This is a genomic window from Streptomyces sp. SLBN-8D4, from assembly GCF_049739545.1.
GTDB lineage: Bacteria > Actinomycetota > Actinomycetes > Streptomycetales > Streptomycetaceae > Streptomyces > Streptomyces canus_C.
Genome location: NZ_JBMGQC010000001.1, coordinates 1,523,725 through 1,545,309, shown reverse-complemented (window position 1 = coordinate 1,545,309; position 21,585 = coordinate 1,523,725). Strand labels below are relative to the sequence as shown.

Annotated in this window: 15 protein-coding genes; 4 read left to right on the top strand and 11 right to left on the bottom strand. The window is 67.1% G+C overall.

Annotated features, from left to right (window positions below):
• Positions 1–504 precede the first annotated feature (504 nt).
• Together RKD20_RS07150 and RKD20_RS07145 are read right to left on the bottom strand one after the other, a co-directional pair.
• Entirely contained in the window at positions 505–2,142 is a 1,638-nt protein-coding gene (locus tag RKD20_RS07150; protein ID WP_424876952.1) for a UvrD-helicase domain-containing protein, read from the bottom strand.
• Entirely contained in the window at positions 2,130–4,133 is a 2,004-nt protein-coding gene (locus tag RKD20_RS07145; protein WP_424876951.1) for an ATP-dependent nuclease, read from the bottom strand. The genes RKD20_RS07150 and RKD20_RS07145 overlap by 13 nt, the downstream gene beginning before the upstream one ends.
• 324 nt (positions 4,134–4,457) lie before the next feature.
• Between RKD20_RS07145 and RKD20_RS07140 the strand changes: the two genes are divergently transcribed.
• A complete protein-coding gene (locus RKD20_RS07140; RefSeq protein ID WP_424876950.1) occupies positions 4,458–8,246 on the top strand; it encodes a hypothetical protein in 3,789 nt (1,262 codons plus the stop codon).
• Between the two features lie 413 nt (positions 8,247–8,659).
• Here the strand turns inward: RKD20_RS07140 and RKD20_RS07135 are convergent, their stop codons facing one another.
• Positions 8,660–8,848: a hypothetical protein gene (locus RKD20_RS07135; protein WP_424876949.1), complete on the bottom strand. Its 189-nt coding sequence runs from the start codon at positions 8,846–8,848 to the stop codon at positions 8,660–8,662.
• A gap of 40 nt (positions 8,849–8,888) precedes the next feature.
• On the opposite strand from RKD20_RS07135, the gene RKD20_RS07130 reads away from it, so the two are divergent.
• Positions 8,889–10,090 (top strand): IS3 family transposase gene (locus RKD20_RS07130; RefSeq protein ID WP_424876948.1). Its coding sequence is split into 2 segments (ribosomal slippage): positions 8,889–9,180 and positions 9,180–10,090, totalling 1,203 coding nucleotides; the frame shifts between segments, so codons are not numbered across the junction.
• On the opposite strand, the gene RKD20_RS07125 is transcribed toward RKD20_RS07130, so the two are convergent.
• The 8 genes from RKD20_RS07125 to RKD20_RS07090 all read right to left on the bottom strand — a co-directional run bounded on the left by RKD20_RS07125 (position 10,068) and on the right by RKD20_RS07090 (position 19,128).
• Positions 10,068–11,705 carry a hypothetical protein gene (locus RKD20_RS07125; protein WP_424876947.1) on the bottom strand — a complete coding sequence of 546 codons (1,638 nt, stop codon included), beginning with the start codon at positions 11,703–11,705 and terminating at the stop codon, positions 10,068–10,070. The two genes, RKD20_RS07130 and RKD20_RS07125, sit on opposite strands and share 23 nt — an antisense overlap.
• A gap of 126 nt (positions 11,706–11,831) precedes the next feature.
• On the bottom strand, positions 11,832–13,259 hold the full coding sequence (locus tag RKD20_RS07120) for an IS4 family transposase (RefSeq protein WP_424876946.1): 1,428 nt from the start codon (positions 13,257–13,259) through the stop codon (positions 11,832–11,834).
• A gap of 164 nt (positions 13,260–13,423) precedes the next feature.
• A complete protein-coding gene (locus RKD20_RS07115; protein WP_424876945.1) occupies positions 13,424–13,735 on the bottom strand; it encodes a hypothetical protein in 312 nt (103 codons plus the stop codon).
• Between the two features lie 127 nt (positions 13,736–13,862).
• The gene (locus RKD20_RS07110) at positions 13,863–14,732 is read right to left on the bottom strand and encodes a hypothetical protein (protein WP_424876944.1); all 870 of its coding nucleotides are present in this window, start codon (positions 14,730–14,732) and stop codon (positions 13,863–13,865) included.
• Positions 14,729–15,445 carry a ParA family protein gene (locus RKD20_RS07105; RefSeq protein ID WP_424876943.1) on the bottom strand — a complete coding sequence of 239 codons (717 nt, stop codon included), beginning with the start codon at positions 15,443–15,445 and terminating at the stop codon, positions 14,729–14,731. The genes RKD20_RS07110 and RKD20_RS07105 overlap by 4 nt, the downstream gene beginning before the upstream one ends.
• Before the next feature lie 180 nt (positions 15,446–15,625).
• Entirely contained in the window at positions 15,626–16,192 is a 567-nt protein-coding gene (locus tag RKD20_RS07100; RefSeq protein ID WP_424876942.1) for a helix-turn-helix domain-containing protein, read from the bottom strand.
• Positions 16,189–17,604: a helix-turn-helix domain-containing protein gene (locus RKD20_RS07095; RefSeq protein WP_424876941.1), complete on the bottom strand. Its 1,416-nt coding sequence runs from the start codon at positions 17,602–17,604 to the stop codon at positions 16,189–16,191. The genes RKD20_RS07100 and RKD20_RS07095 overlap by 4 nt, the downstream gene beginning before the upstream one ends.
• A gap of 816 nt (positions 17,605–18,420) precedes the next feature.
• A complete protein-coding gene (locus RKD20_RS07090; protein WP_424876940.1) occupies positions 18,421–19,128 on the bottom strand; it encodes a TetR/AcrR family transcriptional regulator in 708 nt (235 codons plus the stop codon).
• A 205-nt stretch (positions 19,129–19,333) separates the two neighbouring features.
• On the opposite strand from RKD20_RS07090, the gene RKD20_RS07085 reads away from it, so the two are divergent.
• Together RKD20_RS07085 and RKD20_RS07080 are read left to right on the top strand one after the other, a co-directional pair.
• Positions 19,334–20,386, top strand: coding sequence for a phosphotransferase family protein (locus tag RKD20_RS07085; protein ID WP_424876939.1), 1,053 nt, complete (start codon positions 19,334–19,336; stop codon positions 20,384–20,386).
• Between the two features lie 112 nt (positions 20,387–20,498).
• Positions 20,499–21,584, top strand: coding sequence for a GNAT family N-acetyltransferase (locus RKD20_RS07080; RefSeq protein ID WP_424876938.1), 1,086 nt, complete (start codon positions 20,499–20,501; stop codon positions 21,582–21,584).
• The last annotated feature ends 1 nt before the right edge of the window (position 21,585 follow it).

Here is a 21,585-nt window from a genome sequence, read left to right as displayed (position 1 = left end):
GGGAGGTGGCGGGTGGCCCTGCGCCGGAAGGTCCGGAGTCCGAGGCAGACCCGTACCGTGCGGCCAGCCCCGAGGCGGTGCAGGCCCCGGGGTCGGCAGTGGACCAGGTGGCCAGGGGCGTGAACGATATCGCCGCCCTGCGGGAGATGGGGGACCAGCAGGTCGTGGAACGGCTCGGCAGCCGGAAGCTGGCCCGGCGCTTTGAGCTTCCGGAACTCTCGTGGTCGCCGCCCTCCACGACCTCGGCCTCGACGACCGGACGGCGGGGACCAGGCAGGAGGGATGACTCGAGGCCCCGGCCGGGGCCTCATGGGGCGCTTAGCCGCGGAGGGCGCAGGCCGAGGACGAGTGGGCGGCGACTTGCGGCACTGCTACTTCGCTCTACCGGCGCCAACAACCGGCGGCCGATTGCGCCTTCGGCTGGTCAGACCCACCTTCCGGCACCACGGATCGGCCACGTCGAAGTCCTTGGCCCCCCGTTGAGCGCCCTGTCTGCCGTGTAATTCACGGGTGGATGGTGCCCGACGCGAACCAGGTGTGGAGTGCGTGCTCTGCTCCGTCAGGGAGATCGTCGATGAACACCACGGCCAGGCCGCGCTGGGCTCGGGAGCAGCAGACGTAGAACAGGTTGCGTGACCGTTCGGTGCGGTCGGGTTTGTCGGTGCCGGCGAGCATCTTGCCGATGCTGTATCGATTCCAGGCGCGGTCGTCGACCACGACTACAACGTTCTCGAATTCGTCACCCTTGACACCGTGTTGGGTCGAGAACGGCGTGAGTTCGTCGATGAAGTGCGTGATGCTGGTGACTTCACGGTAGGACACGGTGCGGAGGTTGTTGGAGAAGTCCGCTCGTCGCTGGTCGCGCTCGTCGAGGTCCGTTGCGGATCTTCGGCGTTCCAGGTCTTTGAGTTTTCCCGGCAGGGCTAGGAGATGGCCGTCGGCCATCAGATCGAGCACGTCGCCGATGGTGCCGGTGCTGCGTACGGCGTCGAGTGCTCGGATGGCGTCAGTGATGGCGCGTTTGTGTGCGTGACGGGTGATCCGTGTCCGTCCCTCGTCCAGCAGGTCGGTCAGCTCGGCGAAGTCGTTGTTGCGGAAAGCGGTGCTGACGGCTTCGACGCGGGTGAGGTACTGGATGTATGGCTCGTCGCGGGCCATGAGGTCGTCGGGACCGTAGCGGCCTAGCTTTCGGTACTGCTCCAGGAGGTTGGCGTACTCCAGGGTGCCGGCTATCCCTCGGTGGGTGAGCAGCAGGTACTTGCAGTTCGCCCGTGTCCAGCCACTCCGGGCGAGAATTGCTTCGGCGGCGGTGAGCCGCTCAGGGCCAGCCGGGATGCTGCTGTTGAGGAACAGGTGGACCTCGCCGGTCTGCTGCTGGCCGACGGCGTCCTGGGTGAGCTCGGGACGCATCCGGTTGAGCACCTCGACAACGGGAGGCGAGCACCGGTAGTTCTCGTGCTTGGTGATCTCGGTGAGAAGACCAGGCCGTTTGACCGCTCCGACTCCGGACTCGTAGATCTTCTGCATGGAGTCGCCGAAGAGACCGACCACGCATTTCTCGCGGCCTGCGCCCGCCAGGTGGTCCAGCAGCAGCTGGATTGTCTTGGGCGAGGTGTCCTGGTACTCGTCGACAAAGATGACCGGGTACTTGCTGGTGATGATGCGTATGAGCTTCGGGTGAGCGGTGACCAGGCGGAGCGACAGCGCGATGACGTCGTCGTGGGAGATGCGCCCCTCGTGCAGCCTGCGCCCGCGGTCGGAATAGTCGATGGCGGGAGGATCGGTGACATCATCAAGGTCTTCTGGTTTGGACAGCTCCTTGTTGTAGTCGAGGATCTGCTGCCAGAGCTCATGCTGGTACTGCTTGATGACGCTCCACAGGAATTCGTGGATGGTGTCGACATCGACGAGCGGATCTGCGGCGATGCGTTCGACGATCTTTTTCTTGGCGACGTTGGTGTAGGTGATGCAGGCGATCCGTCGGCCGTGTGCCTCCAGGTCTGCGCGGTGGTGGGTCAGGAGGTGCTGCAGGGCGCGTACCAGGGTGGTCGTCTTGCCGGCGCCGGCCCCTGCTTCGACGAGGAAGCTGTGCCGGGCCTCCAGTTCGGTGGCGACGGCTTCGAGGGTGTCTAGGCGAGCCACTGCAGTCCTTCGGAGATGTAGCGGGGCACGGCCCAGTCCTCCAAGAGCATGACGTCGAAGGCGAAGTCCGTTTTATGGTCGCTGAGTTGCTGTGCGATGTCGTAGGCCTTGGCTGCGATGTCGTCGGCAGTGGGGTCAGCCCCGACCTCCTTGACGAAGGCCGCCTTCAGAGCGAGCTGGCGGAAGCCACGTACGAGGGGCTCCGCGTTGGCGATGATGAAGGCGTCCTCGAAGCTCCGCGCGCAGGCTCCCGAATCTGTCTCCGGGATCTGGTAGGCGACACAGACATGACCCTGTTCCTTGTCGGCCGGGTCGGTGGCGAGCAGCTCGGCGATGCTGGACTTTGCGGGCAGCCAGTTCTTGAGCGTCGTATTCGAGGTGACCGTCTGCCCCTGGCCGGGTGGGCAGGCCTTGCGGTGCTTGGGGCACACGGAGTCGATGTCGGTGATGACGAGGGTCTTGACGTTCAGGAAGGCGAGAAGTTCCCGGAAGCGGACGGCGTAGGCGTCGCCGACCTCGATGACCGATACGTACTGGTGCAGAAGATCCTTGGCGCACCTCCGGACCATTTCCGGCAGGATCAGCCGTTCCGCGGTGCCCTCGATCAGGATCACCTTGTCGGCGAAGAACATGTCACACCGGTGCAAGACCATGTACTGGCGCAGGAAGCGCAGGGTCTCGTCACCCTGCGGTGTGGCCTTCACGTTGGCCTCGAAGGTCGAGAGGTCCTTGACCGTGAGCTGCGGCTCGGAACGGTCGAAGTAGCGCACCGTGTGGAAGCCGCTGCTGGCGACGATGTGGGAGGAGTGCGTGGTGATGACCACCTGCACCTTCCAGCCCGACTTGCGGTCGATGAAGTCCTGGATGTTCTTGATGAACGTCTCCTGCATCTGGGGATGCAGATGGGCTTCGGGCTCCTCGATGAACAGCACCTGCAGCGCCGGCTTGGGTGTGGTGCGCTCGTAGGTCTGGTGAAAGCTGATGACCTGCAAGATCGTAAAGATCAGCTTGCTGTAGCCCAGCCCGTTGTGGCCTTCGGGAAGATGGAAGTCGTCGTCCCCGGATGGGTACTGGATGCGGGTACTGCCGCGGAGGATCCCTGAGGCCTCGATGAGAGAGACGATGCGGGGCTTCTGGACCGGGGTGATCGTGCCCACCCCGAAGGTGCGCAGGTCCTCGAAGATCGGGTCGAACAGCGTGGCGTAGTTGTCGTCGAGCTGCTGTGAGGCGGACGCCAGAGCGGTCTCGATCTGCTCGATGCTCTGGTGACGGTCCTCCTGCCCACTGTTGACCTTGTAGTAGGCCTCGAACGTCTTCGACAACGTGCGGGCCTTGTCGCTCGGTGTGTCATCCATCTTGGTCTGCGCGTAGACGAACTTGACCGACAGGATGGATTCGGCGGCGCCGCGCTTGATCTCCTTGCGGACGTTCTCGTCCAGCGGGCTGAGCGCGCGATAGGCCGGGGCGAAGTAGTCAGAGAAGTTCTTGCGCAGCCACTTGATGCGGTCAAACTGCTCGCGTTGGCTGGCCGCCCAGAAGTCCTTGAGGAAGTCGTGCGGGCGGGCCACCTCCAGCGCCGCTTCGATCTTGACCTCGAAGCAGGTGTCGTCCAGGTCGAGGATCACACCCGTGAGCGGCGCGAGGTCGTCGTCCTCCGTGTACTGGATGGTGAGGACCAGTCGGATAGTGGGGACGAGGTCGTAGGCCTTGGCCAGCAGGTCCTCGCTCGTCTTGGTGTCGCCCCGGGTAGCGTGCGTCTGTGCCTCGCCGAAAATCTGCCGCGCCTGCTCGATGTCGGCGATACGGCAGGTGGAGAAGTCCTCCAGGACGAACCTCGTGTCTTCCTCACCGAAGAACTTCTCGAAGAGGTTGACGAAAGACGTCTTGCCGCTGTTGTTGCGCCCGACGATGAGGGTGGCCTTGGGATCAACCCGGACGTCCACCCTTTCAAGGGCGCGAAAGTTGATTACTTCGGCGTGGGTCAGCTGCATCGCACTCCCGACATCGTTCCCAACCCCAGCTCCCGGGCCGACATACGCGTGCGATTACCGAGAGTCAAAGCAGTATCTGATACGGAGGGGACGGAGGTGCCCACTTGGCTCGAAGTGGTCAGTGATACGGCAGATTGCACCAACTTCGGTCTTTGCTGATCGATTTCGATCGTTGGCGGCGTGCCGTGCCTTCACGCGTCGGTGAAGGCGAGTGGGCTCATCCAGCGCGGACCCCGCTCTGTGGAGGAGGACGAGGCGGACGGTGATGGCGTCGGCGGAGTTGCATCCGAAAGGAGTGTCAGTGGGCGGCAGTACCGTCGGGGCATGACTGCATGGCCGCCAATTGATCGTGATGATCTTCGCAAGGCGCGTGGTGACGCGGGCTTCGATACCGTCCTCCCGCTGCTGATCAGGCGCTTGATAGCCGAGACCGCAAGTGGGTTGGGTTCCTTGGACATGCCGGGAGGCTCCGGCACCGCGGTCGGAGGTTTCGACGGCATCGTCACAGCGTCGGGACCGTCGGCGTTCGTGCCTGAGGGAACCTCGGTGTGGGAGTTGTCTGTTGGCGGCGGCAACAGCAAGGCCGAGGATGACTACGAGAAGAGGACCAAAGGCCCGAAGGAGCTCGCGACCCAAGACGTCACCTACGTGGAAGTCGTCCTCGACACGTGGAGAGATGCTCGAACCTGGGCCGCGCGCCACACCGAGGACGGTCGGTGGCGGGAGGTACGCGGGTACAACCTCGACGGGATCGACCTCTGGCTGGAACAAGCGCCAGCCACCACGGCATGGCTTGCTGCCCGACTGGGAAAGGCGCAACCAGGCGTGCGGTCGCTGGACTCGTGGTGGACTGACATGTGGCTCCGATCGACGCGCATCCCATTGGACCGGGCGGTGGTGCTGGCAGGAAGAGAGAAGGAAGCCGCCGACTTCAGTGCCCTACTTGCCACCGGGCGGTCGGTGATCAAGCTAGGCGGAGATCTGCGCCCCGACGAAGTCTGCGCCTTTGTTGCTGCTGCCCTAGAACAGGAAGGCGTCCTGGGGGCTACTCAGGTGGGGGCGCGAGTCCTGTTCGTTTCCGACAAGCACGGTATCGAGCAACTGGTCACGCAGCTCCAGCCCTTGATCTTGGTCCTCGCGGACCTGGCGCTCGCGCGGGACATTCCACAGCAGCATCCTCACCAGCTCGTGTGGGCGGCGATGCCCGGCGGTCCGTGCGACGTGAACGTGCCCAGGCTCCACAGTCAGGTCCTCGAGTCCCTGCTGCTCTCCGACGGCATGCCGAGCGAGCGTGCGGCCCGACTTGGCGCGCTCGGTCGCCGCAGCCTGCTCGCGCTTCGGCGAGCCCTGGCTCACCACCCGGAGCCACTCACACCGGAACGGGCGTCGACGCTCGATGTGGTCCGCCGGCGGCTGCTTTTGCTGAATTCCTGGAATGGGGACAATCGGGAAGACCGCCGTGTGGTTGGACAGTGCTCGGGACTTGAATACGAAGCGTTGCAGGAGCGGGCCCGGGAGCTCGCCGCTGGGTCCGACATTCCTTTCCTCGGCCATCAGGAAGGGATCTGGCACGTGCTCGCTGCCGAAGACGCCTGGGCCTTGCTCGGTACATCCCTCACCAGCGACGATCTCCAATTCTTCCGAACGGCAGTCTTGGAGGTACTGACTGAAACGGACCCGACCCTCGACCTAGACCCTGGCGAGCGGTGGAGGGCCGGGGTGATGGGTGTGAGACGGTGCTTCTCACACACCCTTCGCGCAGGGCTCGCACAGTCGCTCGCCCTCCTGGGCGCCCTGGGCGCGGATGTACGGGGCCCCGGAGGTGTCACGGGGGATCGATGGGCACGGCTGCTGGTTCGTGATCTGCTGAAGCAGGCGAACGCTGATGACGCGTATAGCCTGTGGCGTTCCCTGGGCGATGTGCTCACCTTGTTGGCTGAGGCCGCTCCGGAGGAGTTCATAGAGGCGATGTATGAGGGCCTCAGTGGCACCAGGCCTCTTCACGTTGCCATGTTCACCGACAACCAGCCTGACAACATGGGGCTTGGATCCAGCTCTCCTCATACAAGGTTTATGTGGTCCTTGGAGATCCTGGCATGGTCTCCGGAGCACCTCGATGACGCGGTCGACGTACTTACCGCGCTGGCTGTCGTGGACCCGGGCGGCCGGCTCTCGAATCGTCCCCTCGCGAGTCTGGTGGGGATTCTCAGCGTGTGGGCTCCCAACACGACGGTCCACGCCGAGGAACGGATCAGAGTGATCCGACGCCTGGTGCGGAGGCAGCCGGCACTTGGCCGCAAGTTGCTACTCCAGCTCATTCCTGACAGCCACGCGACGCAGATGACCCATCCGGGTCCGCGTTTCCGCGACTGGAAAAGGGACACCGTCGTCACCCCGCATGATCGATGGACTGTTACCACCGCCGTAGTCGACCTGCTCCTTGACGAACTCAATGCCGCCCCCGAGCTGTATGGTGACCTGATCGGCAAAATCGATGTTCTCCCTCCCCAACACCGCGCTGAGGTCGCGCGACGGCTGACCAAGCTGGCCGGCGACCTGGAAGATGACGATCAGCGTGCGGTTCTCCACCGCGCACTGCGCGATCAGGTCGCCCGGCACCAGGAGTACGCGGACACCGCGTGGGCCCTTCCCGCTGACGAGCTTCGCCCCCTCCAAGAGGTGTGCGCAGCGCTGGAGCCTCGGAATACGGTGCAGCGGTACGCATGGTTGTTGCAGTCCGGCTGGATCACGCTTGGCGACATCAGGCGCCGTGACAACTTCGCTGCCTACGACGCGGAACTCCTCGCCCGGCGGGCCGCCGCGGTCGGGGAGACAGTCGCGAACGGAGGGCTGGAGGCTCTCGTCGAGCTGGCTTCCGCAAGCGAGTTTGCCGACCTGGTGGGCATTGCTCTCGCAGAACACTCCGCGGACCATGACCAAGAGCTGCTGTCCTGGCTTGAGGAGGACGCCTCACCAGCCAAGGAGGTCGCAGCTGCGTACCTGCGGCGGCGCATGTGGGCACAGGGGGACGATCTCCGCGACAGGCTTCTTTCCCTCACAGAGGTTCCGCAGACTCAGGCAACCGTCCTGCGGCTCGCCCCGGATCCAGTCACCGCGTGGTCGAAGCTCGCTGAACTCGGTCCGGAGGTAGCAGGACACTACTGGCGTGAATTCTCCTACTTCGGGCTCGGCTCCGACTTCCCGCGAGCGTTGGATGCGGCCCGCTCGCTGTTGGGTGCCGGCCGTCCTGCAGCGGCGCTGGACCTGATCCTCCTGTACGACAGGAAAGGGAACAGTGCAGAGGCCGCCGAGGTCGTCGTCACCGGGCTTGAAGCCCTCATCGCAGGTAGGTTGAGCGATCCTGAGCTCGGGCGACTCAGTACACGTTTCCAGGATCTATTTGCGCTACTGGCCCGGCACCATGAGCAGGTCGGGCGTCAACGCATTCTCAGTCTGGAGTGGCAACTTTTGCCCGCGCTCGGGTTCGACGCTGAGGCTCCAATTCTCCACAAGACGTTGGTTGAGGACCCTGAGGCGTTCGTGGATTTGGTGACCTGGTCCTTCCGTCCCAGCACCCCTTCCGAGGAAGATACGGCCGATGCCGTTGAGCAGGAGAACAGACGCAATATCGCGAACCATGCTTACAGAGCCCTTCACACTTTGCGTACATGTCCAGGACTTACGGCCGACGGGGCCCTCGAGCCGGTTGCATTGCGCAGGTGGGTCACGGCGGCCCGGGCAGAACTGGCTGCCAGGGATCGTGCCAGGGTGGGTGACGTGCAGATCGGCCAGGTACTTGCTTTCGCCCCGCGAGGCCAGGATGGCTTGCCGATTCCGGAAGCCGTCCGAGACCTACTTGAAGAAATCAATAGCAGCGATCTCGAACGAGGTCTCAGTATTGGAATCTACAACAAACGAGGTGTGACCACTCGGGGACTCCTGGATGGCGGAGTTCAAGAGTCGGGGCTGGCCCGGTCCTTCCGGGAGCAGGCCGAGCGCGCACGCGCGTGGCCGCGAACCAGGAAGTTGCTCAAGGGGCTTGCGGAGTCGTACGAAGCTGACGCCCGACGGGAGGACCAAGAGGCAGAGCGACGGCATCAAGGCCTGGAGTAGGCGCCCGCTAGGGCCCATTGTGAAAGCGCAGACCGCATTAGGAATCACTGTGTGATTGTGGCGACCCTATGCTGATCCGCTGCTACGGGTAAGGGCGTTGGCGCCACTGGAACTTCTTCGCATGCACGTGCCTGCATTGGCTGCAGAGACCCTGGAGCGCTGCACGCCAGCGGAGAGGGCGTTCAGATAGTGCGGCAGCCCGCTCTCCCCAATCTACGTTGCCAGCCCACCCGCCTGGCGCTCGCCATAGAACCGGGCGTGAACTCTTTCCTAGCGGTAGCGGGAAGTGATCCCGAACAGCGGGTCTGATGCAGGTTTGGGTGACAGGTTTGTCACCCGATCGTGCAGCAGACCCAACTCTCCAGGTGGTCGCAAGGCAGGTGCATGCTCGGGCACGCACGTTTTGCGAGCGCTTAGGAGCGGGTGAGGCGACGGGTCAGGCTGGTGATCACGGTGGTGCCGAGTAGCCAGCCTGAGAGGGAGCTGATCCAGGCGATCCAGGCAGTGCTGTCGACAGGGGTGAACGCCTTTTCCTGACCCAGGTCGAGAACGGGCAGGATCAGGTCGAGGGAGAAGGGGCCTTGACCCTTGATCCTGGACACACGAGACACTGGATCCTGAGGATCTGCGAACGGACATCTCGTGGTCATGAAGAACTATCCGCCGCAGTTCAAGGCGGACGCGGTCGCGCTGTACCAGTCGCGGCCCGAGGCGACGATCAGGCAGGTCGCCGCCGACCTGGGGATCAACCCCGAGACCCTTCGGAACTGGGTGCGGGCAGCCGGCGCGAGCCGGCCGCGTGGACGCCGGGCGGAGGTGCCGACCGAGCCGCCGGCGCCGTTGGAGGCGGAGAACGCCGCTCTGCGGAAGAAGGTCCGTGAGCTGGAGGAAGAGCGCGAGATCCTGCGGAAGGCAGCAAAGTATTTCGCCGGGGAGACGCGCTGGTGAACCGCTTCCAGTTCGTCGCCGACCATCAGCGCCGTTACGGCGTGAAGCGGCTGTGCGCCATCCTGGGCATCGCCCGCTCCAGCTTCTACTACTGGCGTCGGACGGCCGCGGACCGGGCCGCCCGGCAGGCGGCCGACGCCCGCCTCGCCTCCCGGATACGGGCCGTGCACCGCGAGTCGGACGGCACCTACGGCGTCCCCAGGATCACCGCCGAGCTCCGCGAGGCGGGCGAGCGCGTCAACCACAAGCGGATCGCGCGGGTGATGCGGGGCGCCGGGCTGGCGGGCGTGCGCTTGCGCCGCAGACACCGCACCACGGTGGCGGACCCGGCCGCGGCGAAGGCCCCGGACCTCATCGGCCGCGACTTCACCGCCACCGAGCCGAACACGAAGTACGTCGGCGACATCACTTATCTCCCGCTGGACGGCGGGAAGTTCCTGTATTTGGCCACCGTCATCGACCTCGCCTCACGCCGCCTGGCCGGCTGGGCGATCGCGGACCACATGCGCACCGACCTCGTCACCGACGCCCTGTCCGCCGCCGAACGGACCCGCGGCAGCCTCGCCGGGACGGTCATGCATACCGACCACGGGGCCCAGTACACCAGCCGGGCCTTCGCCGACGCCTGCCGCCAGGCCGGCGTCCGCCAGTCCATGAGCGCGATCGGCAGTTCGGCGGACAACGCGCTCGCCGAGTCCTTCAACGCGACGTTCAAACGCGAGACGCTTCAGGGCCGGAAGCGCTGGTCCAGCGAACACGAGGCCCGTCTCGACGCGTTCCGCTGGCTCAACCGCTACAACACCCGACGCCGACACTCCCGCCTCGGACAACGCAGTCCCATCGCCTACGAGACAGCACTCGACACAACATCAACTACCCTGGCCCAAGCCGCATAGCCCGTGTCCAAGATTCCGGGTGAAGGCCCAAGACGATCGGTTGGAAGGACGGTCCGTGGGATTGGGCGGGCCGTGGTGGTGCTGCCGAGAAGGCGATGGCAGCAGTAGCGACAAGTGCCAGCAGCCATATGAACGCGCGCCCCGGTCTGTAGCCGTATCCGACGGTGGCGTCTTCGATGTAGCCCCAGAGTCGGGCAGGCCTTGGCAGGCTGCGCCGCCGTTGTCGATGCCGGGCCAAGAGTACTGTCCGCGCGTCGTCGTCATGGCCGAGTCGACGGTAGTAGGCGGCCAACTGTTCGTAGGGCTGTGGTTGGTAGTCAGTGTCGCGCTGCAGCCAGGGCAGACGGTGAGCGGCCGGCATCACCGGGAGGAGGGTTTGATAAGTGAGTGCGGTGAGCGCGATCTGTGCGGGCCAGGAGTCGGCGGCATCGGTGATGGAAACGATGGTGGCAGCGCTCAGGTCGATGGTGGCGGGTGGCGCAGTGAGGGACTCCAGATGGAGCGCTCCGAGGGCGGCGTGGTGCAGGGCGACGGTTGCTTCCTCCGCGAACGTTGTCCCGATGAGTGAAAAGGTGCCCTTGACCTCAGCGCGGGTCAGGTCGATGGTTCCTGCGACGCGTGTCGCATTGTCCAGCTTGATGTTTGCTTCCACTCGGGCTCCAGGAGCTCGAAGCGCGTACTGGTGGTAGGGGAGGAGCGTGCTGGCGGTGAGTTCTATCGATTCGCCGACGACGGCAGCGAACAGATTGACACCCCCCTCGACCTTCAGGCCGTCAGCGTAGATACCACCACCGACGGTGAGCGTAGGTGCGCTGACGGCCCACCCAGTGGTACTGCGTATGTCGGCACGGGCAAGCCAGCATTGGCCGCCAATCGTTGCGCCGAACAGGCGGATGCCGCCGCCGTCCACCAACAGGTCGGTACAGCGGAGGTCTTGAACGAGGTGCAGGCCGTCGCCACGGAACGCCGGACGTTCTTCCTCCCCGGACAGGCGGGCCTGGGTGAGTTCAATGGTGAAGGCCTGGGCGCCCCACAGGTTCAGTCCGCCCTTCACGTGAGTGGAGTGCGCGTACAAGCCACCTTCGACGCGGAGCTGAGGCCCGTTCACGGCAAAGCCGGATCCGTTGCCTGTGATGCGGGCGGAAGTGAGCCACAGATCGCCCCTGATCTGTGCGCCGAACAGGTCCACCTCGCCACTGACCAGCTGGTCGAGCGTCAGATCGCCGTCCACGCGCAGTCGGTCGGCGCTCAGCCGAGGTATGCGGCAGCCGGTGAAGTCCGCCGCACGCAGGGAGGCGTCGGCGAGTTCCACCGGCTCGTCGAAACGACAATCGAGCAGGGAGAAGGGGATCTCGACCGCGGCGTAGTGCAGCTGAAGGCGTCCGGTGATGTGCGCACCTATCAGCTGCAGCCGCGGCACCGCTCCAGGCTCCGGCGCAGGGGGCTGCAGTAGGAGAGCGGCAATGACCTCGGCAGGGACTTCCTGGCTCATGGAACTCGGGTCTTGCGTTGTGCCGTCGGGTGAAGCAGCAGTGAGATCGAGGGGACCGCCGTTGCGTACTGCTTGCCACAGGCGTTGTGAGATCGGATCCCAGTGGGCGGGTGGTGTGGTCACCTTGACGATGGTGCCCGCCCTCGGCTGCCAAGTGTGAACTGATGGACGCATCTTGGACGCCGCCGAGCCGTCAGCGCGCGTGCCGCCTTCGGTGTGTGTATCACCGTAAAGCCCAAGCCCGGGAAGTTAGGGTCTGGTGCCGTTCGTCAAGCTGGTCCTTGGCGTGATGGTGAAGCTGGTGGTGATGCGGAGCTTTGCCCAACTGGCTCCGCCCTTGGGCTTGTTGTAGGCGTAGGGCGACAGAGTGCGTTTGACGGTCCGGGGGCTGGTCCTGTTGCGCCGCCGTGCGGGGTGGAGGTGGCGGGGGTCGAGCAGGGCTGCGGTGATGCTGTCTGTGTGGCTGACCGCGCTGATCACGCTGTGGCGGAGGGTGCGCAGGGCGACGGTGAAGGACAGCCGGTCGGGATCGAGGCCGGCGGTGTCGGCAGCCCGGCTCGCGGTGATCCGTAGGGCCTGGTAGGTAATCAGGTAGGCGTAGATCTCCTGGTTGACCCCAGTGGGATGGTGGGAGCGCAGGACCTGGCTGGGTCCGCGGAGCGTGGCCTTGAGCGCGAAGAATGCCGTCTCGGCCTCCCAGCGCTGGTGATAGAGCCGGGCGAGGTCGGCGGCCGGGTAGCGGTGGGCGTCGAGCAGGGTGGTCAGCAACCGCATCGTGGAGGCGCGGGTGTCTCCGTCGCCGGTGGTGACGGTGATGGTCACCTCGATGACCCGGGCGAGCAGGCCGTGGACCTGCGGTGGGGTGCCGCCGCTGCGGACCCAGTGGTGGTAACGGACGGAGTGGGCGGGCAGCGGCAGGAAACAGATGCCCGAGCCGTCCGGCAAGACCTGCAAGACGGGCACCGGGTGCCGTGTCTTGGAGCGGAACAGCAGGTGAGCGCCGGTGTCGGCGACCTCCCTCATCAATGCGTAACTGTCATACCCGCGGTCGGCCAGCAGCAGCATCCCCGACCTGAGGCTGGGCAGCAGACGGCGTGCCTGCCCGGCCTCGCCACCCGTGCGGGGGCCGAAGACCGCGTCGATCAGGGCGCGGGTACCGCATTCCACCAGCGCCGACAGGTGCACCTGCGGATAGCCGGCCGGGCCGTGGCCGGAGCGGTGCCGTTTGAAAACGGCCACGTTGGCGGCGGTGTCTGCGGTCTCCATGGTGGTGGCGTCCCAGGCCACCAGCCGCAGCCCCTGCCAGAACGCGCCAGCTGTCGCCGTGGTGGCCACTGAGCCTCGCAGCCGGGCGAACAGCGCGGCCAACGGCTCCACTCCCACCCGGCGGCGGGCCGCTCGTAGCGCAGCGGCCGACGGCCGGACGGCCCGTAACCGCAGCCCTGCGGTCATCGACGCCCATACCCCTGCATAGCCGCAGCTGGGGAAGAGGGTCATGGCCAGTACGAAGTACACCACCACCCGCGAAGGCAGCTTGCGCACCCGCTTTTGAACCCGTCGGGTCGTGGCGAGTACCTCGTCCACCAACTGCGGCGTGATGACCTGTGTGAGCTCTCCAAGATGCCCGGCAGCAACGGCACTTCGGCCGACGGCGGGCATGCCAGACTGAACATGCAACGGGGCTCCTGCAGAACGGTGTCTTGGTCGACTTCCGTCCTACGCGGAGCCCCGTTCGCCTACCCGGACTTCACCGAACCTCTTGACACCAGACCCGGCGGCCTAACTTCCCGGGCTTGCCGTAAAGCCCGGTACCCCAGCGTCTTCCGTTGTGAGACGTCTGGTTAAGAGACTTCTGTGCCCAGTGGCTTCAGGTCTGGCGGGTAGCCCTTCGCACGAAGCCAGGCGTCAAGGGCGAGAGCGACGATGTCACCGTGAGGGATATCGGTGTCGGCGTTGCAGCGGCGGATCCGGCGCTGGAGCTGAAGAACTTCGGGGACGGCATGGTTCAGCTGCCCTCGTTTGGTGTGCCGGTCCTTGATGACGTTGAGGGTGTCGGGGTGCGGCCTCAGAGCGTCGTCGGCTTGCTGGAACTCGGCGTCGAGCGCGTCGGCAATTTCACGCAGTCGGCGAGCGTAGGGGGAGTGATCGGGCACGAGAGCTCCTCCGGTCGGTCCGGCTAGGCGGATAGCTATCCGCCTACTGGGCTATTGGAATAGTCGGTACGTGGGGCGGCCGCACCCTGGTGTTGGGGCGGCCGCCTCTCGCGCACTGCAATCGGGCTCAGAACCCGCGGGCAGTGAGCCACTCGTCCAGCGCGACCGAGACGATGTCGCCGATGGGCAGGTGGTCGAGTTCGTTGTCCAGCGCGAAGCGCTTGATCCGCTTCTTCAGCTTCAGGGCAGCGGGGATCGATGAGTCGAGACTCTCGCGCGTGATGATGCGCTGGTTGAGAACGACGGCGGTTTCGGGAATTCCCTTAGGACGGCCGGGACCCTGAGCCCACGGAGTTCCTTCGCTGGGCGCTGCCTGGGTTTGCACGTTCTGTTCCTGGTGAGCCTGTGGAACATCGGTCCTCACTGGGAACCCGTTGCCGCCAGGCGTCGTATGAGCTGCAAGGCGAAGCGCCACTTCGGCGCCCGCGGCTGCGCCAGGAGCCGCGGACGGGCTGTGCTGGGCAACAGGCTCGGCCGGCTGCGTGGCCTGGACCGCCGGTGTTACAAGCTCGGGAGCTGGGGTCACAGGCGTCACCTGCCGTTCCACCGGCGTCCCAGCGGACGGCGTCCCCGCCTTGGGAGCGACGACGGCTGGGCGCACCGGCTGACTGGTGGCTGGCTTCGGCCCAGGGCCGCTCGGTGTGACTTCAATGGTCGGCTGGGCGGAGGTCTGTGCCACTTCGGGCGCCGCCTCAGCCTGGCCCCGCGCCGATACCTCGGAGGGAACGGGAGAAGGAGATGGAGCGGGCTGTGCCTGCGGCTCGCGGGCATGGAGGCCCTCTTCGCCGTCGGTGGCGGCCTGTTCGGCTGCGTACTGCTCGGGTGTGAGTTCGGCGGCCGGGGGAGGGGGCGGCGGGGTCGTCTTCTTGGCCGCGCCCAGGGCACGCCCGCCGGTGCGGCGGGTGGGAGGCTTCGGCCTTTCGTTCTTCTCGCTCATGCCTGGGTCAGCTCCTTCATCAGGTTGGCGTACTCGCTCAGTTCGGTGGGGATCTCGCCGAAGGCCTCCATGTAGTGGACCCAGGAGTGGATGGTGGTCTCGGCGAGCGGGAAGGGTTCGTCGCGGTCCGGGCCGATGCCCTCGCCCTCGGCGGGCTCCAGGAGCTGGTCCTTGGCCCGGTTGGGCAGGCTGGTGCGGTCGTCGGCCTTGACCATGACCACGTGGGCGGTGACGCCCTGCTCGTTGCGGGCGGCGGCGCGTTCGGCCTCGTCGAAGGTGGCGACGAGCTTGCGTCGTTCGATCTTGGTGGGGGCGACCGGTACGAGCAGCAGGTTCGCCTCGGTGACGGCCTCGTGGAAGATGCGGGCGCTGCCGCCGCCGGCGTCGACCACGATCGCGCCGAACTCGGCACCCTTGGCGCGGATGTACTCGGCGATGTCGTCGAACGGGTACCGCTCGACGACCAGGTTGGCCGGGATTTCGAAGCCGGCGGCCTGGGCGACCTTGAACCAGTCGTAAGCGGACTGACTGGTCGCGTCCGCGTCCAGCAGCAGCGTCGGCAGGTCGAGGACGACGGCGTAGTAGAGGGCGATGAACCAGGCGGAGGTGGTCTTGCCGGTGCCGCCCTTGAGCATGCCGACCACGATGACGAAGGCGTCCCAGGCGCTGGCCGTGGCTGCGGCCAGGGTCTTGGTACGGGTGTTCTCACTCACGTGTGCTTGATCTCCTGAATCTGGGAAGGTGCGTTGACGTGCGCGTGTCGGCGAGTGGGCCGATGTCGGAGGCGGCTGAGTGCGGACGAGGAGGGCCCCGTGCTTCAGCACTAGGCACTGGCCGGTGCGCCATCGATCCCTTGATCTGCCGAGCCCGACCAGGTACACGTGCAGGCGCGCTCATGGCCTCTTCCTTGGGGTGCGGGCCGGGCCGTGGTGGTGCTTGGGCCGCATGCGGGTGCCCGCCTGGTGCAGGAGCCGGTAGACGGTGCCGACGGAGTAGCTGCACTCCGCGGCGAGGTCCGGCACCGTGGCGCCGGCCTCGTACCGCGCCCGCAGTGACTCCGCGAGCTTCATACGCCGTGCGGTAGTGGCTGCGGAGCGGATGCGAAGTGTCTGCTGGGTGGTCCGGGGCGTGCCCCCGGCCTCGATCAGCAGCCGCCGTGCGGCACGCCGGGTCACGGACCCCGCGGCGGCCAGCTCCGTGAGTGTCGCGCCTTCGTGCTCGTACAGGCGGCGCAGATGGGCAGCCAGACTGCGGCGGGCTGACCCGTCGCGCATCCTGCGGGTCTGCCATGAGGTGCGCATCACGGTCCCCGCTGCGTGCAGTCGGTTGATCACCGTGCCGTAGGACAGGCCACTGGTGGCGACGAGTTCGGCGACCGTGGTCCCGGACTCGTACTGCTCGCGCAGAGCCTGAGCGGTGGCCTCTTGGCTCTCGGCACCTGCAGGTGGTTGTTGATTCATGCGGCGGAGTTCCATTCGCTGAGGGCTTCGGCATGGGCGGCGGTCAGCTCGTCGTAGGTGCGCTGGTCGGAGTGGGTGATGAGGATCAGTCGGCCGTCGGTGGCGATGCGCCAGTCGGGATCGGCGCGACCGGTGGCCGGGTCGCGCAGGCATCCGCCGGGGGCGTGCCAGGCGGAGGAGATCTCGTCCGGGCGTGGCGTCGGGACCAGGACCTGGCGGCCGTCGCGGATGATCACCAAGGCCTTGCTTCGGTGCTCCGCAAGCCGGTCCAAGGTCTCCCGATATGCCGCGCGCTCGGCCGCGTGCCGGGCCTTACGCCGGGCCGCAACGCCCGTCGCGCCGTGGTGCTCGGCGACTTCGTCCCAGCCCTGTGCCGGTGCTGTGGCCGAGCCGGTATCGGCCTCGGGATAGCTGTTGCCGGTGCCCTCCAGGGCCCGGGGTGCGAGGCCCCAGGTCTCCCCGGTGTGGTGCACGAGGCCGTGGGCGGTGAGGCGTTGCAGGGTCCGGTAGGTGGTGGCGCGGGAGACCGAGGAGGTGCCGATGAGCTCGCTGACCGTCTGGTTGGGGCGTTGGTGGAGAGCGCTGATGAGCATGAGTGCGGCGCTGCCGAGTCCGTGGTGGGTGAAGGCGTCGTGGCCCATCAGCTGGCCGAGGATGGTGGAGTCGATGTCGGCCGTCGTGGCCGTCTCAGGGGTGGTCCACTCCTCAAGTGCCGGGTCGGGGGGGTACTGAGTGGTGCGGAAACGAGAAAACTGAGCAGAGCCGCTGCCGTCACCCAGGTACCAGGTCGAGCCCTCCCGGCCATGGCCCACCCGCAGTCGGCGCAGCCAGCCGTGCGGTTTGAGGACGGTGTCGTAGACGGCCCGCAGTGTCGTGCGGGAGATCCCGGCTTCCTCCGCGGTCTGCCGCTCGCTGGCGTGATGCAGGGGACCGCCCGCGGCCTCGGCGAAGTTCAGGTGCGCTCGCAGCACCCGTAGCGCGGTCCGTGCCCGCTCCCCGCGCCAGGGCGTGGTCTCGATGCGGTCTCGCAGCGTGGCGAGAGCCTCGTACGCGTGGTGCCGGGAGTCCAGCACCATGGTGGTGCTGACCGCTTCTGTGGCGCTGGCCCATACCCGGCGGATGTAGTCCAGAGCGCGGGACTGCCCGGAACGCAGCGCGATGTGCTGGGCGTGCCGCCCGCCCTCGTGCTCGGGGTACAGCAGCAGGCGGGTCAGCTGCTCCATGGTGCCCCCGGCGCGGGCCACGTGGCAGGCGATGGCCGCGGTGATCCGGTGCCCGTGCTCGGCCGCGCCCTGGCGCTCGGCGCGCAGGGCCACAGACCGGCCGTCGGAGGCGAGCCTGCTGTAACTGCCGCTCGCGTAGCGGCCGGTGAGGTCGCCGAGGAGGATCAGATCGGCGGCAGCCGACGGCAAGTGGGAACGGCCCAGGGGGCCGCGAGGCTGGGTGAGGTGTTGTTGGGGGAGTGTTTGGTGGGTGCTGTTGGGCACGGTGGGGTCGTCTCGCAAAGACGTGGACGCCACCCAGGCCCGCTAAAACCACGGGTGGTGTCCGGGTCCGACCTCCATCGGTGCCGGCAAGGTCCCCAGGACGGCCATCCTGGAGGCCTTCTCATGCCCGGCCCCGAGCGGAGGCAGGCGTCCCCATCGCAGCTCGACCGAGGTCGACACAGAGCACCGTCGGAGTCGCCCACCGTGATCCGCACCGGTCAACTCGGGTCCCTCAGAGGCCAGTTTCAGAGGTCGTTGCCTCTGACTGCCTCTGAGCGGTCCAGGTCGAACCGGGGTCGAATCAGAGTGTTTTCCTCTGACTGCCTCCGATCGCCTCTGCAACCCGTCCTAGCAGGTCACAGCCTCATCGCCCCCACACAAGCGCAGGTCAGAAAGGTGCGCTAGCTGTACCACTGGTTCCTGGCGAAGGCGGTCGTGTGAGGCATGGGGTTCCCGTCCCTGTCGGCGGGGCTTCGTCGCCCCGCGTGCCGTGGTTGGAATCAGGGTCGTGAGACTTGTGTCGGCTCGGCAAGACGGCTTCTGCCTGGCGGAAGGACTTCTGTGAAGAGGCTGATCAGAGCCCTGTTCCAACAGCTCCTAGTCGCCAGAGTGGTGCTCTGCTGTTCGGTTCGCGCTCGGGGGAGCCGGAGGCGGCGCCGGTGGGTGCGACTACTCACAGCGTGGGCGTTAATCGCCCGAAAATATCCACTTGGTTTCCATTGTGAGACTGCCCTGCCCTGCTCAGGCGGCCCCGGCGAAACGGTCGAGCAGGGCGTCCAGCCCCGCCGCCAGCCCCTCCGCTCCACCCGGCTCGATGAGGGTGGGCGCGGCATCCCGCAGGCCGGGGAGTTCTTGGGGCGACATGCGATGCAGCCCCAGACGGAAGGCGGGATCGGGTTCGTCCGGGTTGTCGATCACCGGCCGCAGCTCCACGGAGACGTAGCCGAGCAGCCAGGCGGTGAAGGCGCGGAAGGCGTTGGCCGTACGGGCCTCGTCCAGCCCGGCCTCCTTGAGCAGCCTGAGCACCCGCTCGTGGTCCTTCAGCACGGCCAGCGGCCGCCGGGCGAGCGGGACGGCCAGCATGCGCGTGGTCAGCAGGGGGACCACCTGGGGATGGGCGAGGCAGACGTCGTACGTCGCCCGGGCGACGCGATGGAGGCCGGCCCGCCAGTCGACCGCCTCGGTCCCGGCGGCCAGCCGCTCCTGCAGCTCCAGGTAGAGGGCCTCCACCAGACCGTCCAGCAGACCGTCCTTGCCATCCGCGTACCGGTAGAGGGCCATCGCCTCCACGCCGAGTTCGGCGCCCAGCCGTCGCATGCTCAGCGCCGACAGGCCCTCACGGTCCACCAGCGCCAGCGCGCTGGCCAGCACGCGCTCCCGGCTCAGCCGGCCGTAGCGACCGCGGTCGCTCGCGCGGCGTGCCTGCCCTGTTTCAGAGTCGCGTGCCATGTGTGTCTCCTCGCCCGTGACCAGGAGGCCACGCGTCCGTATACAGCGTAAATGCGCCCGCCCCGGGCGCGCGCAACCGCGGGGCGACCGCGCGTGTCGTGGGGTGGTGGGCGGCGGCCGGCAGGACGACTGGCTCGGCGTCGCGAATGCGATGACAATGGACATACACGATGTTCACGGACTGTCTGGCTGAGAGGAGAGCCGGATGGGTCTTGCAGCGGAGCTGCGCGGGTTTCTGCCGATCCAGTCCGCCGGTCTGCTGACCCGTCCCGTAGACCTCATCATTGCCCGTCGGCTGGCGGAGTCCCTCCGTGCGGACGGCGCGGCCTACGGACATCCGCGCGGGCCGCGAAGGACGCTCTCCGATCTCCTGGTGTTCCGTCTCGACGGCGCGGCGCAGGCGCCCGTCCTGGTCAAGCACCCCCGCAGCTCACGAGCGGCCGTGTCGCTGGCCGGCGAATGCGAGGCCGTACGGCGACTGGCCCACGAGGAAAGCCTCGGAACATGGCGGCGACTGCTGCCCGTGGTGGAGGAGTGCCGGCTGGAGGGACCCCTGCCGCTGGTGGTGGAGAGCTGGCTGCCCGGCGTCGAGGGCGACACGCTGCTGCAGCGCTCACCCCGGCTGGCCCGGTCGGTCACCCTGTCCGGGCTCGACGCGATCCGCGAACTGCACCGGGCCACCGGACGGAGGGAGGAGGTCACCTCCCGGGTGGGGGACTGGGTCGAGCCACGACTGACCGTCCTCGCCGAAGAGGTCCGTTGGTGCCGCCGAGGCCAGGGTGCGGAAGCCATGACGGTGCTGCGCGACCGTCTGGTGCGTGGGTTGGCCGGGCGCAAGTTGCTGGTGGCGTGGACACACGGCGACTTCCACCCCGGAAACGTGCTGGTGACCCGGCGGAGCGGGGAGCTGTGCGGGGTGATCGACTGGGCCGGGGCCCTCCCGGACGGTCCGGCGGTCCTCGACCAGTACACCTTCGTGCTGACCATGCGGCATCAGCTCGAAGGACGTCAGTTCGGGCAGGTCGTCGCCGATGTGGTGCGCCGCGCTTCCCTCCTGCCGGAGGACCGGCGCGTACTGGCCGAGGCGGGAGCTACGGCCTCCGACCCCGAGGGGGAGACCACGTTCACGTTGCTGACCTGGCTGTGGCACGTCGCCGGGAACGTGGCGAAATCGGCCCGCTACGGGCGCAGCCAGCGTTGGGTCGCCGACAACATCGTGCCGGTGCTCAGCGAGGTGGGGTCGGGCGGGATGCCCTGAAGTGCCCGAGATGCCCGGTCTTTTCGGCGCAACTAAAATCAATGGGTGGACAGGCGCGGGTCTTCGCCCGCAAGGCGTGCTTGCGGTACCCGCGCCCCTGCAGGAGAAGCCTGTGAACGCACCCGCTGAACTCCTCATCGACAGCGCCGCGGGTCCCGCGCGCGTCACCACTCCCGCACCGCGCGAGGTCTGGTGGGAACTCGCGGCGCGGGACGTGGACACGCACGTCACCCAGACCCCGACCTGGCTGGACTGCCTGTGTGCCACGGGGCCGTACCAGGAGGCCAGTCGGCTGTACGAGTTCGAGGACGGCAGCCGGATCGTGCTCCCGCTGGTCAGAAGGCGACGGTGCCCGCAGTGGCTGGGCGCGGAGGAGTCCTGGCCGGCCGAGTGGGGCATCGGAGGGCCGTTGGCCCCCGGGGGCGTCGGCCTGGCGAAGGCGCGGGTGCTCTTCGACGACCTGGCCGGGCGCCACGCGCTCCGGGTCGGCGTGCGGTTTCGGCCGGGGGACACGGAGGTGTGGGAGAAGGCCGCCCCGGCTGACTTCCGGCCGGAGCCCCACATGACGCAGGTGGTGCGTCTCGACGGCGGTTTCGGCACCGTGTGGGAGTCGCGGTTCCACACGCGAGTCAGGCGCGACGTCCGCCGGGCCGAGAAGTCGGATGTCGAGGTCGAGGTCGACCGTGCAGGCCGGCTGGTTCCGGTCTTCCACGAGCTGTACGAGAAGTCGATCGAGCGCTGGGCCGCGCAGCAGCACGAGCCGCTCACGCTGGCCCGATGGCGCAGGAGGAGAGCCTTCCCCGGCCGGCGGCTCGCAGCCGCGGCCGCCGGGTTCGGCGAAGCGTGTTCGATCTGGGTCGCCTGGTACGCCGGCCGGCCCGCCGCGGCGATTGTCGTGCTGCGCTACGGCCGTCACGCCAAGTTCTGGCGCGCGGCCATGGACCGTGAGCTGGCCCATCCTGTCCGGGCCACGTCCCTGCTCAACCGGCTGGCGATCGAGGAAGCGTGTCTGGCCGGCTGCGGCAGCTACGACATGGGCGAGTCCTCCCCGGGCTCCTCGCTGGCCCATTTCAAGGAGGGGTTCGGGGCGGACACCTGTGCTTCCCCTCGCTATGTCCTTGAGCGGCTGCCCGTCTCCGCGGCCGAGCGCGGGCTGCGGACGGTCGTCAAACATGCCATCCGGTTCAAGGACGCCTGAC